This is a genomic window from Butyrivibrio proteoclasticus P6B7 (genome assembly GCF_000622085.1).
Taxonomy (GTDB): domain Bacteria; phylum Bacillota; class Clostridia; order Lachnospirales; family Lachnospiraceae; genus Butyrivibrio; species Butyrivibrio proteoclasticus_A.
The window spans coordinates 83,999-99,691 of record NZ_JHWL01000009.1 but is presented as its reverse complement, the minus strand read 5'-3'; the positions used below and the strand labels follow the sequence as shown (position 1 = coordinate 99,691).

The following is a 15,693-nucleotide window of genomic DNA, read 5'->3' as shown; positions in this document are numbered from 1 at the left end:
GCGATGCCATATGTATACATATGGCTCCGTGCCCATGGAACTGATATACAGATACTATATGGGATGGATACAAAATGCGCTTATCAAATTTTGTGGAATTTGATCATTTTATTGCTTATTATGACATATTTCTTTTTTCTTTAATCCGTGTTGGACATGTGTTGGACAAGGCATTTTAGAATGATAAATGTAAATGAGGGAAATCTTTTATGAGAGGGAGATTTTTTATGAAAAGACAGTTATTCAGAAAGTTTGCTGTACTTGGAATGGCACTAATGATGGCTGCTACAGTGCTTGTTGGCTGCGGTAGTAAATCTTCAGAGGCTGAGGGTGCCGCTGAAATTGCTTCTGTAGAGGAAGTGGCAGAGATGGTAGCAGATGACACACCTGAGGTCCTTGGAGTAACTAAGGAGTCTGAAGCTCTTTACTTCCAAAAGGGTGTATATGTGAATTATGTTAAAGAGGCTGAGGAACCTTCTAAGACATACTTCTACGTATTTAGTGAGGATACCTACGGACACACAGATGACGGAGTAAGTGACATGGGTCTTCCATTTGACTGCACCCAGGAAGAGGGCAAGGTGCTGTTCTACTTTGGAAGCTCAACAGAAGAGCCTGAGGTATTTGTTGTTACTGGTTCAGAGAATGGTTTTGTCTACGGATACTTTGAGGGGGTTGAAGATAGAGAAATGGTATTTGAGCCTGTAGCAGATGCAGATCCAGCAGAATTTAGAGCTATCAATTATATAAGCGATGGCGATTATGTGTATGAAGATGCCAATGGCTGGAGCGTAAAGTACAATCCTAAGCTCTTTGAAGTCAACAAGCAGGACAACATGGTTTCTTTTGTATACTTGGGCGAGAGCGCTGGAACTAACATGATCATTGTTACCTATGATGTTAACAAGAACGGTAAAGAAGTAAGAGATGAATGCTTAAGTGAGTGGGGTGAGGCTACACAGTCTTCAGAGGGACCATTCCCTGGAGCAGAGGAAGAGACAGGTTACTGGGCAGTATGTCCACCAGCTGCAAATGGTTCTGGTCTTTACATGACATCTATGAGTAGAGACTATATGGGTGGTTCTCTTACCTTTGAAGTTATCGGACACAACAGTGGTAATGACGAGCTTGATATAGCCGTTTCTGATGAGCTTGTTGCAATCATTGATTCTCTTACATTCATAGAATATTAATGCTTTGGCGATAAGCATATATATTAAAAGGCTGGAGAGCTTTTGCTCTCTAGCCTTTTTTAATCCTTGATGATACAATGTTTATAGAAATAGTGGTATTTCACACAGGTATATTTCTTTTGTTTGATATAACGATCAAAGGGGGAAAGTATAGCTTGAAGAATATTCTTATAGTGGATGATGATTCTAATTATCTTGGAATTGTTAGAGAGTGGCTTAAGGATAAGTACAAAGTATTTGTGGCCAACTCTGGGCAAAGGGCTCTTAGCTGGCTTTCTGCCAACAAACCGGATCTTATTCTTCTTGATTATGAAATGCCAGATCTAAATGGTCCTGAGGTTTACGACAGGATAAGACAGAACGAAGAACTGTCCAAGGTTCCTGTTATCTTTCTTACGGGCAGAGAGGATGCAGAGAGTATTACCAGCGTTCTTTCAATCAATCCGGAGGGCTATGTTTTCAAAACTAATGGAAGAGAAGAACTACTAAGTGTAGTTAAGGGATTTCTCAAATGATGAGACCAGGCGATGCACAGGCGCTTAGACAACTTAAGAGTGTAGAGGGAATTAATATTTCGGATGGCCTTACTTTCTGCGGAGATGATGCATCTTTGCTTAAGTTTGCCACCACCTTTTACAGGAATATTGAGATCAAGGCTAGAGAAATAGACCTTGCCCGCACAGCAGACAGTCTGGAGTTTTATACCATCAAGGTTCATGCCCTTAAAAGTACTGCCAGAATGCTTGGTGCTACGGAGCTTTCAAGTAAGGCCCTTGCTCTTGAAGAGGCAGGTAGAAGAGGTGACAGGGAATTCATCGATGCCAACACCGGGGAGCTCCTTGAATTTTACCTTAGCTACAAGGATAAACTCACATTTCTTGATAAGGTATTTAGACCCCCTATGGGAGGCTTTGCAGTAGATAAGCGCCCCAAGACAGAGGTCCAGAAGGCCTATGCAGCTCTTTTAACAGCTGTGACAAGCCTTGATGCAGATGTGGCAGAGGATATTCTGTCAGAGCTTTCAATGATGGACCTGGATTCTGACGAGGCAGACAAGGTAAAAGAACTATCTAATTATCTGGAGAATTACGATTGGGACAACATGGAGAGAATATTAAAAGGAGGCAATTAAGCCTCCTTTTATTATGTGTATAGGTTTTTGTTTACGAGTATTTATCCAGGATTTCGTCCACCTTATCCCAGTCAAATTTCTTAAGGGCCTTTTCAAGGTCATCAACTAAGGTCTTTGTTTTGTCATCAAGATTTCCACTCTTTAACTTGTCCATAACTATAAGGGCTTCGTCGTAGTCAAGCTGTTTGGATATTTCTTTAAGCTGGCTAACAGCGTCTTTTACCTCATTTTCCGATAGCTCTTTTGCCATGAATTCTTCAATGGGAGACAGGGTTCCACTTAGTCTTGAGAGCGTATCCTTGAAGGAATAGTAGTGACTGATAAATCTAGTATGGTTGGCCTTGATGAATTCGGTGTCGTTCTTCTTGCCGGCGTTTTCAAGGGCCTGTGCCATTTGAGAGAGCTTTGTGGCACCGATTATCTTGGCTGAGCTCTTAAGGGAATGAACCTTAATGGTGTACAGGTTAATATCGCCGCTGTCATAGGCATCTATGATAACCTTGGCGTTGTCATCGATGGTATCAAGGAACAGGTGGAGAGAAGTGATGAATATCTCAATTGATCCGTTGTTCTTGATGCCTTCGTCTATATCCAGTTCCTCAATTTCCTCGATCCATGCAAGATCCTTAGGGAACTCCTCCATGTGAGGGCCAAAGGCAGGATTGAACTCCTCGTTGATAAGCTCCTTAGGAAGGAGATTGAGAAGAACATCATCAAGAACCTTGGAATCAACAGGCTTTGGGATGTAGCCATCAAAGCCTCTCTTTCCGTAATAGGCTTCTCCATTTGGAATATAGTTGGCAGTAAGTGCCACAACCGGAACGGTATTGCCTGTTTCACGAATCTTTTTAAGGGTCTCGATTCCGTCCATAACTGGCATCATGTGATCAAGAAGGATAAGATCAAAGTGGTTCTCAGAAAGTATCTCAAGGCACTCAGTACCTGAAGTGACGAGAGATACCTTAACCTTGGAGGTTCTAAGGAAGCCTGCGATAACTGAAAGGTTCATGGTGTTATCATCAACAACAAGGACGCTGGCTTCCGGAGCGGTAAATCTAGGAGCAAAGCCCACCAGCATCAGATTGTCACGTCTTTCTGTGAATTCACCGATTGGAGTGCTGTCCACAATCTTTTGATCAACTGTAAATATGAAGTCAGAGCCTTCTCCGTAAACGCTGTGGCAGGTAAGGCTTCCACCAAGAAGAGCTGCGAACTGGTTTGAAATACTAAGGCCAAGACCAGTACCCTGAATGGAACTGTTTCTTTGTTCATCAACTCTTTCAAAGGCAGTAAAGAGCTTTTCGATATCTTCCTCTTTGACGCCGATTCCCGTATCCTTTACAGAGAAGTACAGGCTGCAGGTATCATCTGTAATGGAACCGGCTTTGACAGTGAGAGTAAAACCGCCTTCCTCAGTATATTTCACAGCGTTGGTAAGAAGATTAAGTACGATCTGTTTGATCTTACCCACATCGCCGTAAAGTCTTTGAGGAATGTTCTCATCAATATCAAGGTTAAAATACAGATCTTTTTCATTACTGCGGATTCGAATCATGGTCACAAGGCCCTGCAGGAGTTCACTTAGGTCATATTCCTGCTCCACCAGGTGCATCTTACCGGACTCAATCTTGGAGATATCAAGGATGTCATTGATTATGGATAAAAGAGATTCTGAAGCAAACCTGATATCCATGGCATAGTTGATAACTGACAAGAAGTAGGGCTTTGGAACCCCTTCAGGATTCTCTCTAAGGATCATTTCATTCATGCCCATGATGGTGTTGATAGGAGTTCTGATCTCATGGGACATGTTGGCAAGGAACCTTGACTTGGCGTTACTTGCCTTTTCTGCAGCGGCCTTGGCGGCTTCCAGTTTGTTCATGTTAATAATCTCAAAGACGTAGAGAAGAACGCACATGCCAACCAGAGTTATGTTGGAAAGGGACAGGCCGTAAGCGTAGAATTGGGCAAAGGTAGCCAGCATAGGCAAAATGCTAAACAGAAGCATTAACATAAATGTTGACTGTCCCAGCTTTTTCTTGTAATGGATTATGTTGTAGATCTGCAAAAGTCCAACAGCTATCGGGAAAATATAAGAAATGATAATACCAGAATTTCTGGTATATCTGTTGAATTCATCAAAGTGATAGTAGATGTTGGTGAAGGCATTTATGATTATCATTATCTCGCCAAGGGTGAACAGAATCTCGCAGGCCACCAGAGTTGGAGGTATCTTGTGAACACCGTTGCAGGTAATGATAAGATCCATAAGATAAATGGTAAAAGAGTGAATGATAAATAGAGAAAGGAAATATACCATGAAGTTACTGATGCGAACCATGTGATAGCCGGTAATACTTGTGTCGCCACGGTACATATATGCTAGTCTGTCGAAGAGCAGCAGGAACATAGCCCCAAGCTCAAGAAAAACCATAGCATGCTTACGCCTTCTGGTTATGGTCTTGGTGAAAAGAGCCAGTATAACCAGAACACCGCAGCTTCCTGCCAGCACCAGCATTAGATCAAGTTGTATTTCTCTAAAGAAGTTAAACATAATCCCCGCCCCAAAATGTTTTATATGCTGATTGTATCACAACGAGTTAACGTTTTTATTGCACAAAAAGATGTATTATCTGTACAACTTGCGATATTCTCTGGGCGAATACCCGGTGATATCGTGAAAGGCCTTGTTAAATGCAGTGGTTGACTGGAACCCGGAGGTGAAAGCACATTCTGTGATGGACAGATTCTCATCGGATAAAAGTCTGATGGCGTTTCTTACTCTGATATTGGCCAGATACTGCGGAAAGGACATGTTCATATAGGACTTAAAGATCTTGGAAAAATAGTAGGTGCTAAGTCCTATCTGAGAAGCAACACCGGCCTGAGTAAGGTCATCAGTAGAATTCTCTACAATATAATTGCAGGCGGCGTGTACATATTTAAAAATAGATCCCTTGTTTGACTTACTATTTAATTCCTCTCTTTTTTCTTTAATGACCTTATCACCAATCTTAAGCAAAATGTCGTAGATACACACCTTACACTTGGTTTCTGAAAGAGGATAGCTGGATTCATAAATATCTGTAAGCTCATGAATCTTATCTGAGATGAAATTAGCCAGCTCTTTTTCCTTCTTGACGGAAATGTGGTGATAGCCATACATAAACCTGGTTATAGAAAGAAGATCAAGATTGTTCTCAATAATTGTTGATGGGAACTGTACAAAAACAGAGCCCTTTAATGGAGCACTCACGGTTTCGTGGATCTGCTGAGGCCACACCAAAAGGACATCCCCCTTTGAAAGCTCATAGAGGACGCCGTTTACACGATATTTACACCCGGATTTAAGAGCTATAGTGAATTCCAAAGCATTGTGCCAGTGAGCGGGAAAATCAAGGATTTCATTATAGGCAATATTGATTGCAGAGGGTGCATTGAATTGAACATTTTCCTGATAATTTGAACTCATAAATTAATGATAACAAAAATTGGGCAAAACTCAACAAGTATCCTATTCCATTTGATTGTGGGCAGATATATATTAAAAGTAGTGGGTATTTTTACAGGAGTAAAACTATATAGCGAAAGGGGACTAGAATGAAGAAAAGAGCTCTTTTTATAGGTGGAACCGGCACAATCAGTACAGCAATAGTTAAGAGACTGGTTAACGAGCTTGATTGGGAGGTTTATGTTCTTAACAGGGGAAACAGAGGAGACGTGCTTCCTAAGGAGATTCACCAGATAATCTGCGATATTAACGATGAAAAGGCTGTTTTGGAAAAGCTTGGGGATTTGACCTTTGACAGCGTCTGCGAGTTTATCGGCTTTACAGTTGATCAGGTACAAAGAGATTACAGACTCTTTAAGGATAAAACCAAGCAGTATATCTATATAAGTTCAGCATCAGCATACAATAAGCCAGCGGCAAGCTATGTGATAACAGAGGGCACAACACTGGCTAATCCATACTGGGAGTATTCAAGAAATAAGATTGCCTGTGAGGACTTCCTTATGGAGAAGTATAGAAATGAAGGATTCCCTGTTACCATCGTAAGACCAAGCCATACCTATGATGAGAGAAACATTCCTCTTGGAGTTCATGGTAATAATGGCTCATATCAGGTGGTTAAGCGCATGAAGGAAGGAAAGCCTGTTATTATCCATGGAGATGGATCCTCACTTTGGACCTTGACCTTTAACAAGGATTTTGCCATTGGCTACACAGGACTTATGGGTAACAGACACGCTATTGGTGAGGCTTTCCAGATCACTGGCGATGAGACCCTTACCTGGGATCAGATATACAGCACAATTGCCGATGCTCTTGGAGTGGAGCTTAAGGCTTATCATGTTTCTTCGGATTTCTTAAGCGATGTAGGAGAAAAGTATGGTTATGACTTTAGAGGTGGCCTGGTTGGGGATAAGGCGGTGTCCGTTGTCTTTGACAATTCCAAGCTCAAAAGGGTTGTTCCCGACATGGCTACTACAGTGCGATTTGATCAGGGAGTAAGAATTGCCCTTGATTACATCGAATCTCATCCTGAGTGTCAGAAAGAGGACCCCGAGTTTGATGATTTCTGCGATAGAGTAATAGAAGCCCAAGAGGAAGCAAAAAAAATAATATAATATGAGAATTGTCAGAAAATGATATAGACCTTTTTTTCAGGGTGGCAGTAATGTCACCCTGATTTTGTGTTATTATAGGGTAATGTATTTCTAGAATATAAGTTGGAGGAGTAGTCTATGTCAGAAACAATCACACTTACAATTAAGAAACAAAAAAATATAGCCCTTATTGCCCACGATGGTAAAAAGGCTGAGCTTATAAAGTGGTGTAAGGATAATGCAGAGGTTCTTAAGAGACACTTTTTATGTGGAACAGGCACAACGGCCCGCATGATAACTGATGCAACAGATCTTCCGGTTAGAGGCTATAATTCAGGCCCTCTTGGTGGTGACCAGCAGATCGGTGCTAAGATTGTTGAAGGGAAGATTGATTTTGTTATTTTCTTTTCAGATCCTCTTACAGCAGCACCACACGATCCTGATGTAAAGGCTCTTATGAGAATTGCACAGGTTTATGACATTCCATTTGCCAACAACAAGGCAACAGCAGATTTCCTCATCCACTCAACACTTATGGACGAAGAATATGATCACGACATAATCAATTTCAAACAGAATATTGAGCACAGGGCAGAGACACTGCTTTAATGCATGGAAAAAGAAAAGAGTTCAGTTATGAATTCTTTTCTTTTTCTTCTTCCATCTGTTTGATGAGCTTATCTATTTCTGACTGGGAGAGCAACACGTTTCCGTTATCATTAGCTGCCATAAATTCGTCCTTCTTTCTTTTGGAATTTTGATAACTACTTATAACACAAAACGCCCATCAAGAATATAAATATTTACATCAATATATAATTATCTACATTCGATACAAAAATAATCCATGTAACCATTTTCATATTGTTAAATATCACCATGATTTTGAAACAAAAATGCGCTTTGGGACACGTATGATTGAAGTATTATTATGAAAATGTATACTAACTAAAAACAGCATGGTTACTTCGCTGAGCCTGTATCCAGCACGTCGTAGTAGGGAATGACGAGATTTTCACCGGCCTTGATAAGCCCAGATTCATCAAGCTTATTAATTGTCTCTATTTCTGATAGATATGATTCTAAAGAATTATAGTAGTCATAATCAATATTGGAAGATGCAATGTCCCAGAGAGTATCTCCGTACTCAACAGATATAACCTTATAGTATTTGCACTTAGGAGTGAAATCCTCACTCTGAGCCTTTAACTTCAAAGAACTTATAAGAAAAACAGAAATAAAAACAACTATGAAAATAATAAAAGCAAGACAGATTCGCTGTCTTCTTACAATTCTTATTCTCCTAAGTTTATTGTTATAGATACGAAGTTCACTGCTACTCATAAACTGTCCGTTTAATACTTTACCGTTCATAACGACACCTCCTTATACTACCTATTCTATTTTTTATGTGGGTTATAAAAAGGACATCTCAAAATGCGCATTTTTACTATGTTTTTGGCTATAATTGCAGCCTTTTTTATTGCATTTGTGGTAAACTATCATGTGGAAGGTAGATTTGGGGAAGGGGGAAGTAGTGTTTAATAAAAGTTTTGTTATTACAGGGGAAGATTTCGAAAACAGAGTAAATCCCATTGATTTCAATGAAGAAGATAAGACGGATGCACATCTGGCGCTGCTGTGCGGTGGTTGGAATGTCAGGACCTTTGAAAATGAAAAGGATGCTGACCATGGAAGAGACGTGCATATCTTAAAGTGCGAAGTGCCTTCTTACGGAACCTACAGGGTTGATGTAAAGGTTACTCCTGGTAATTCTGATGTTAAGGGGCTATGTCTTTTTACAGGAAGAAGGAACATCGTCTTATTTGACGAACAGGTTAAGGCAGGAAGTAGCCTGTTAAGGAGCTTCTATGCGGCTGTTTATCCCTATATTCCAGCCCTTGAAGCAAACAGATATGAAGCAAAGGACCTGTTCGTTAGCTGGACTTTTAAGGGGATTTCTCGCTCTGACAATTATCCCAGAATAGAAATAAATATTATAGAAGAAAAGGCTCCGGTAATATGGGTGCTTGGCGATTCCACGCTGACTGATCAGAACGCACCAGAGCCCTATTATCCTTTCGAGAGCTGCTGTGGATGGGCCCAGACCCTTCTGCGCTTTTCTGATAAAAGAGCTGTCTATAACCTTGCCCATTCCGGGATGACCTCAGAGTGCATCAGGGCTGATGGCCACTACGATATATTGAAGGAATTCATAAGTCCTGGGGATACAGTGGTTATTCAGTTTGGACATAATGACCAGAAGCGTCGCAGATTATCTGCCTTTGGGGGCTATAGTGATAATCTTAAAAGGTTTGTCCAGGAAACAAGGGATTTTGGCGCGGAACCAATTATTTGCTCGCCAATTAGCAGAATACCCCTTGGTCTAACAGAGGATGAGGCGTCTTTACTTAAGATGGACAGACACTATTCACTGCTTTCATCCTATGCCAAGGCATGCCAGAATGTGTGCAGTGTTTTAGAGGTGCCTTTGGTGGATCTGCACAGGATCACCTTTGATAAGTGGATAGAACTGGGAGATAAGGCAAGGGATTATTTCATGCCCGGGGACATTACCCATACCAATGAGTATGGAGCTCTTTTTATAGGAAATGCATTTGCTTCAGAATGCGATTTTATGAATGGCTGCAAGAGTAAGGAAGAAGTTCCGGCTATTCCGCCTTCTGAAAAGAAGGTTCCAAAGCAGCGCCTTGGTAAAAATGTCTTTATGATAGAGCCGCCATACCTTGATATTAAGGATATTCCGGAGAGGGAAGAGCTGGTTAAGGCCTTTCGCTATGGCCTTTTGGATCCTTGTGTTATGTACCTTCATCCCTATGAGGAGATGGAAAGGGGCAGGGTTCTGATGGTTATGTGCAGTGCCCTTCACATTCCAGGAGTCAGGCCATATCTTAAGCGCTTTGCAGACGTTTATGTGGATGAGTGGGATTCTGGCTTTGTGCAGGCCCTTATCAATGAACAGCTTATTGATGAGAAGACCATAACAAGGCAGGGGGGAGCAGAGATGTTCAGACCTGACGATTCCCTTACCATTGGGGAATTTGCCAGCTTCCTTATGAGATGGCATGAAAAGGATATTGCCAAAAGAAATATCTCCATAGAGGAGAGCATTGGTAGGGCTGATAAGCTGGGACTTTTTGATAAAGATATCCTGGCAGACAGGCCTGTTACCAGAAGTGAAGTCTATATCGCTCTTGTAAGATATATGGATCAGGACAGGAGGGATAATTCTGGCGGGGGAGAAATAGTAGAAATGCACCCTGTTCACTAAAGCATTTTTACATTATTGCTAAACTTTAATAATTTCGGGAGAGTTTGTATGAAAAACAGTAAGCTTAATTATGGAAGAACTGTGTTGATGGGCTTTGCCTTTCTTTCAATCTGCGCCTTTTGGCAGTTCTATGACAATGAGATTCCAAGAATTCTTAAGTACACCTTTAATCTCAAGGAGACAGCAACTGGCGTTGTAATGGCCCTTGATAACGTATTGGCACTTTTTCTTTTGCCTTTATTTGGAGCAATCTCTGATAAGACAGAGACAAAGCTTGGTAAAAGAACCCCATTCATATTAGTAGGAACTATTCTTTCTGTAATTCTTTTGACAGTGCTTATTACAGTTGCAAGACCAAGCGGGAGTATTGTGTTCTTCCTGGTGGTATTATTACTGCTTCTTCTCGCCATGGGTATTTACAGATCTCCAGCAGTTTCAATGATGCCAGATCTTACTCCGGCTCCTCACAGAAGTCAGGCTAATGCCATTATCAATCTCATGGGAACAGTGGGTGGTATTTATGTTCTTGTAATGATCAAGGTCCTTCTTAAGGATGCAGATGATCCTTCCAAGACTAACTATATTCCACTTATGCTTAGCATCGTGCTTTGCATGGTTGTTTCTATTGCCATAGTTCTTTTGACAATCCATGAGAATAAGGTTAAGGAAGAGATTAAGGCAGAGGGTGGACTTCAGTCACTGGGAGAGACCTTTGAGGATGAGGAAACAGCAGATGGTGAGAGTCACAAGGTAATGCCTAAGGAGGTTAAGAGAAGTCTTATATTCCTTCTTTTATCAGTGTTCCTCTGGTTTACAGCCTACAATGCAGTAACAACAGCTTTTTCAAGATTTGTTGCTGAGGTCTGGGACCTTCATGATGGAGCCTATGCCACATGTCTTCTCGTAGCAACAATCGCAGCAACACTTAGCTACATTCCTATTGCTTTTATTTCTGGAATTATTGGTAGAAAGAAAACCATCCTTATTGGAATTAGTCTGATGGCAGCAAGTTACGTGATCACAGGTTTATATCCTGGCTTCCATGTTTCTATCAATGTTTTCTTTGCGCTGGTAGGTATTGGCTGGGCAGCTATCAATGTTAATTCCTATCCTATGGTAGTTGAGATGAGTAAAGCAGGAGATATCGGTAAGTACACAGGAACCTATTACACCTTCTCCATGGCAGCTCAGGTGTTTACACCAATTTTCTCAGGCTTCCTTTTAGAGCATATTTCATATAGGACATTGTTCCCATATGCGTTTATATTCTCAGCACTGGCATTTTTAACCATGCTTATGGTTAGACACGGTGATGTTAAACCACAGAAGAAGGCAAATGTTCTTGAGCACTTTGATGTGGATGATTGATTATTGAAAATACCCATAGAAAAACGGTTTCCGGCTTTGGAAATCGTTTTTTTTGTTTTTTATTTATCAATTTTTGTTTTTTATGTTGCTAAATATAAGAAACGAATGTAAAATATTTAGCGGACGCGTTACGGGTAATGTGTGCATTATATTTTCGGCAGTTTAGGAAGTGATTTTTAATGTTTATTCTTAAGACAATATGCATAGTTTTGGCAGTTCTTTTCATATTATATCTACTTATGATAATGCCAAGGCTTTCGGGGAAGGATAGAAGAGAACCATTCACTAAAGTGTTGTATGCGCATAGGGGCCTTCATGATAATTCATCGGATGCTCCTGAGAATACCATGGCTGCTTTTAAGAAGGCTGTGGATGCTGGTTACGGAATTGAATGTGACGTTCAGCTTACCAAGGACGGTGTTCCAGTAATATTTCATGATTTTACATTGGGGAGAGTACTTAGATATCCAGAGGGTAATGTTCCAGACAATGCAGTTAGGAATGAAGATGGATCTTTAGGTGTTGTTGGGAAGGTTATCGATTACACATATGAGGAGCTTATGAGCTTCCATGTGCTTGATTCTGAAGAAAAAATCCCTAAATTTGAAGATTTTCTTAAGCTTGTAGATGGCAAAGTGCCACTTGTTATCGAGCTTAAGATAGAATACAAGGACTTATCAGTCTGTCCTATAGTTGATAACATGCTTAGAGATTATAAGGGTGTTTACTGTATTGAATCCTTTAATCCATTAGGACTTATCTGGTATAGAAGACATCACAACGATGTTTTCAGAGGTCAGCTTTCTGATGCTTTCCACAAGGACAAGCCAGATGAATTCAAGGGCCCTTTGTATTTTGTACTTACCAATTTATTGCTTAACTTTTTGACTAAGCCTGATTTCATAGCTTTCAACCACAGATACTACAAGTGCTTATCAAGGACAATATGTAGGAACCTGTACAAGAACACAGCTGCATCCTGGACCATTAAGAGTCAGGAAGAGCTGGACAGAGCTATGAAGCATTTCGATATATATATTTTTGACAGCTTCGTTCCAAATAATGGAGCTAATAATAAATAAAAATGTAATATGAAAGGTTGTCGTTAATGAGGAACGACAAGAAAGGTAAAAACATGGCAAACAAGTGGGTTTATATGTTTAGCGAAGGTAACATGACAATGCGTAACCTTCTCGGTGGTAAGGGTGCTAACCTTGCTGAGATGACAAGCATTGGTCTTCCAGTACCACAGGGCTTCACAATCACAACAGAGGCCTGCACACAGTACTACGAGGATGGACGTAAGATCAACGACGAGATCATGGCTCAGGCTATGGAAGGCGTTAAGAAGATGGAGGAGCTCAACGGTAAGAAGTTTGGTGATCTCCAGAATCCTCTTCTTGTATCAGTTCGTTCAGGTGCTCGCGCATCTATGCCAGGTATGATGGATACAATCCTTAACCTTGGTCTTAACGATGAAGTAGTAGAGGCTATGATCAAGGGTAATCCTGATCCAGCTTTCGAGCGTTTCGTTTACGATTCATATCGTCGTTTCATCCAGATGTTCTCAGACGTTGTTATGGAAGTTGGTAAGAAGTACTTCGAGCAGCTTATCGATGCAATGAAAGAGAAGAAGGGTGTTAAGTTCGACGTTGACCTTACAGCAGCAGATCTTAAGGAACTCGCTGAGCAGTTCAAGGCTGAGTACAAGAACCAGCTCGGTAAGGACTTCCCTTCAGATCCAGTAGAGCAGCTTAAGCTCGCTATCGAGGCTGTATTCCGTTCATGGGATAACCCTCGTGCTAACGTATATCGTCGTGATAACGATATCCCATATTCATGGGGAACAGCTGTTAACGTAATGCCTATGGTATTCGGTAACCTTAACAATGAGTCTGGTACAGGTGTTGCATTTACACGTGACCCTGCAACAGGTGAGAATAAGCTTATGGGTGAGTTCCTTATCAACGCTCAGGGCGAGGACGTAGTTGCTGGTGTTCGTACACCTATGCCAATCGCTCAGATGGAGAAGGAATTCCCAGAAGCATACGCAGAGTTCATCAAGGTTTGCGAGACTCTTGAGAACCACTATCATGACATGCAGGATATGGAGTTCACTGTTGAGAACAAGAAGCTCTATATGCTTCAGTGCCGTAACGGTAAGAGAACAGCTCCAGCTGCTCTTAAGATCGCTTGCGACCTCGTTGATGAGGGACACAAGACTCCAGAAGAAGCTGTAGCAATGATCGATCCTCGTAACCTTGATACACTTCTTCACCCACAGTTCGATGCTGCTGCTCTTAAGGCTGCAACACCTATCGGAAAGGGTCTTGGTGCATCACCAGGAGCTGCTTGTGGTAAGGTTGTATTCACAGCTGATGACGCTGTAGCTTGGGCTGAGAGAGGCGAGAAGGTTGTTCTTGTTCGTCTTGAGACATCTCCAGAAGATATCACAGGTATGAAGGCTGCTCAGGGTATCCTTACAGTTCGTGGTGGTATGACATCACACGCTGCCGTAGTTGCTCGTGGTATGGGTGAGTGCTGCGTATCAGGTTGTGGCGACATCAACATGGACGAAGAGAACAAGAAGTTCACTCTTGCTGGTAAGGAATTCCACGAGGGAGACTTCATTTCAATCGATGGTACAACAGGTAACATCTATGAGGGTCAGATCGCAACAGTTGACGCTAAGATCGCTGGTGAGTTCGGACGTATCATGGCTTGGGCTGATGAGTTCAGAAAGCTCAAGGTTCGTACAAACGCTGATACACCTGCTGACGCTAAGAAGGCTAGAGAGCTTGGTGCAGAAGGTATCGGTCTTTGCCGTACAGAGCACATGTTCTTCGAGGAAGACAGAATTGCTGCATTCCGTGAGATGATCTGCTCAGATACAGTAGAAGAGAGAGAAGCTGCTCTTGAGAAGATTCTTCCTTATCAGCAGAACGACTTCAAGCAGCTCTATGAGGCTCTTGAGGGATGCCCAGTTACAATCAGATTCCTTGATCCACCTCTTCACGAGTTCGTTCCTACAACAGAGGACGAGATCAAGAAGCTTGCTGATGCTAAGGGCAAGAGCGTAGACGAGATCAAGGCTATCATCAACTCACTTCACGAGTTCAACCCTATGATGGGTCACAGAGGATGCCGTCTTGCAGTTACATATCCAGAAATTGCTAAGATGCAGACTAAGGCTGTTATCAGAGCTGCTCTTGAAGTTCAGAAGGCACACGCTGATTGGACAGTTAAGCCAGAGATCATGATCCCACTTGTATGTGAGGTTAAGGAGCTTAAGTACGTTAAGCAGGTAGTTGTTGAGACAGCTGACGCTGAGATCGCTGCTGCAGGCGCTAAGCTTGACTATGAAGTTGGTACAATGATCGAGATCCCAAGAGCTGCTCTTACAGCTGATGAGATCGCTAAGGAAGCTGATTTCTTCTGCTTCGGTACAAACGACCTTACACAGATGACATTCGGATTCTCTCGTGATGATGCTGGTAAGTTCCTCAATGCTTACTATGACACAAAGATCTTCGAGAACGATCCATTTGCTAAGCTTGACCAGACAGGTGTTGGTAAGCTTATGGAGATGTCACTCAAGCTTGGTAAGCCAGTAAATCCTTCACTTCATGTTGGTATCTGCGGCGAGCACGGTGGAGATCCTTCATCAGTTGAGTTCTGCCACAAGATCGGACTTGACTATGTATCATGCTCACCATTCCGTGTACCTGTAGCTAGACTTGCTGCTGCTCAGGCTGCAATCGCTGAGAAGGCTGCAAACAAGGATTGCGGATGCGATGGCAAGAAGTCATTCGTAGACGACGAGACTAAGGAAAAGCTTAAGGAAGCTGCTGAGAAGGCTCAGGTTCTTGCTAAGGACCTTGCTGAGACTTCTGCAGAGGTTGCTAAGGCTGGACTTGCTGGCCTTAAGGCTGGTATCGAAGAGGCTAAGAGAGCTTACAACGATAGCAAGAAGAACTAATAAGATTACATTATTAAATATATTAAGAGAGTCGCTTTTGCGGCTCTCTTTTTTGCATTTAAATCTGTAAAAAGCATAAACAAAATAAGAAATTATTTATGTAAATTTAATAATGACCCAC

Annotated in this window: 12 protein-coding genes; 9 read left to right on the top strand and 3 right to left on the bottom strand. The window is 41.7% G+C overall.

Annotated elements, in window-relative coordinates; all coding sequences use genetic code 11:
• The first annotated feature begins 227 nt into the window (after positions 1 to 227).
• The 3 genes from T541_RS0108085 (at position 228) to T541_RS0108075 (ending at position 2,325) form a co-directional block, all read left to right on the top strand.
• Positions 228 to 1,193 carry a hypothetical protein gene (locus tag T541_RS0108085; RefSeq protein ID WP_026652236.1) on the top strand — a complete coding sequence of 322 codons (966 nt, stop codon included), beginning with the start codon at positions 228 to 230 and terminating at the stop codon, positions 1,191 to 1,193.
• A 155-nt stretch (positions 1,194 to 1,348) separates the two neighbouring features.
• Entirely contained in the window at positions 1,349 to 1,708 is a 360-nt protein-coding gene (locus T541_RS19175) for a response regulator (RefSeq protein WP_051538159.1), read from the top strand.
• Complete coding sequence (locus T541_RS0108075; RefSeq protein WP_026652235.1) at positions 1,705 to 2,325, top strand: Hpt domain-containing protein; 621 nt, start codon at positions 1,705 to 1,707, stop codon at positions 2,323 to 2,325. The genes T541_RS19175 and T541_RS0108075 overlap by 4 nt, the downstream gene beginning before the upstream one ends.
• 31 nt (positions 2,326 to 2,356) lie before the next feature.
• On the opposite strand, the gene T541_RS19170 is transcribed toward T541_RS0108075, so the two are convergent.
• Positions 2,357 to 4,879: an ATP-binding protein gene (locus T541_RS19170; protein ID WP_051538158.1), complete on the bottom strand. Its 2,523-nt coding sequence runs from the start codon at positions 4,877 to 4,879 to the stop codon at positions 2,357 to 2,359.
• Positions 4,880 to 4,954: 75 nt separating this feature from the next.
• Positions 4,955 to 5,797 carry an AraC family transcriptional regulator gene (locus tag T541_RS20660; RefSeq protein ID WP_081779905.1) on the bottom strand — a complete coding sequence of 281 codons (843 nt, stop codon included), beginning with the start codon at positions 5,795 to 5,797 and terminating at the stop codon, positions 4,955 to 4,957.
• A gap of 128 nt (positions 5,798 to 5,925) precedes the next feature.
• On the opposite strand from T541_RS20660, the gene T541_RS0108060 reads away from it, so the two are divergent.
• Both T541_RS0108060 and T541_RS0108055 read left to right on the top strand, forming a co-directional pair.
• On the top strand, positions 5,926 to 6,954 hold the full coding sequence (locus tag T541_RS0108060) for an SDR family oxidoreductase (RefSeq protein ID WP_026652233.1): 1,029 nt from the start codon (positions 5,926 to 5,928) through the stop codon (positions 6,952 to 6,954).
• Positions 6,955 to 7,071: 117 nt separating this feature from the next.
• Positions 7,072 to 7,542, top strand: coding sequence for a methylglyoxal synthase (locus T541_RS0108055; RefSeq protein WP_026652232.1), 471 nt, complete (start codon positions 7,072 to 7,074; stop codon positions 7,540 to 7,542).
• 354 nt (positions 7,543 to 7,896) lie between these two features.
• Here the strand turns inward: T541_RS0108055 and T541_RS19160 are convergent, their stop codons facing one another.
• A complete protein-coding gene (locus T541_RS19160) occupies positions 7,897 to 8,307 on the bottom strand; it encodes a LysM peptidoglycan-binding domain-containing protein (RefSeq protein WP_026652231.1) in 411 nt (136 codons plus the stop codon).
• A 163-nt stretch (positions 8,308 to 8,470) separates the two neighbouring features.
• On the opposite strand from T541_RS19160, the gene T541_RS20655 reads away from it, so the two are divergent.
• The 4 genes from T541_RS20655 (at position 8,471) to ppdK (ending at position 15,572) form a co-directional block, all read left to right on the top strand.
• Entirely contained in the window at positions 8,471 to 10,225 is a 1,755-nt protein-coding gene (locus tag T541_RS20655; RefSeq protein WP_051538157.1) for a GDSL-type esterase/lipase family protein, read from the top strand.
• 48 nt (positions 10,226 to 10,273) lie between these two features.
• Positions 10,274 to 11,593 carry an MFS transporter gene (locus tag T541_RS0108035; RefSeq protein WP_026652229.1) on the top strand — a complete coding sequence of 440 codons (1,320 nt, stop codon included), beginning with the start codon at positions 10,274 to 10,276 and terminating at the stop codon, positions 11,591 to 11,593.
• A 179-nt stretch (positions 11,594 to 11,772) separates the two neighbouring features.
• The gene (locus T541_RS0108030; RefSeq protein WP_026652228.1) at positions 11,773 to 12,675 is read left to right on the top strand and encodes a glycerophosphodiester phosphodiesterase family protein; all 903 of its coding nucleotides are present in this window, start codon (positions 11,773 to 11,775) and stop codon (positions 12,673 to 12,675) included.
• Between the two features lie 53 nt (positions 12,676 to 12,728).
• Complete coding sequence (ppdK, locus tag T541_RS0108025; RefSeq protein ID WP_026652227.1) at positions 12,729 to 15,572, top strand: pyruvate, phosphate dikinase; 2,844 nt, start codon at positions 12,729 to 12,731, stop codon at positions 15,570 to 15,572.
• Positions 15,573 to 15,693: the final 121 nt, after the last annotated feature.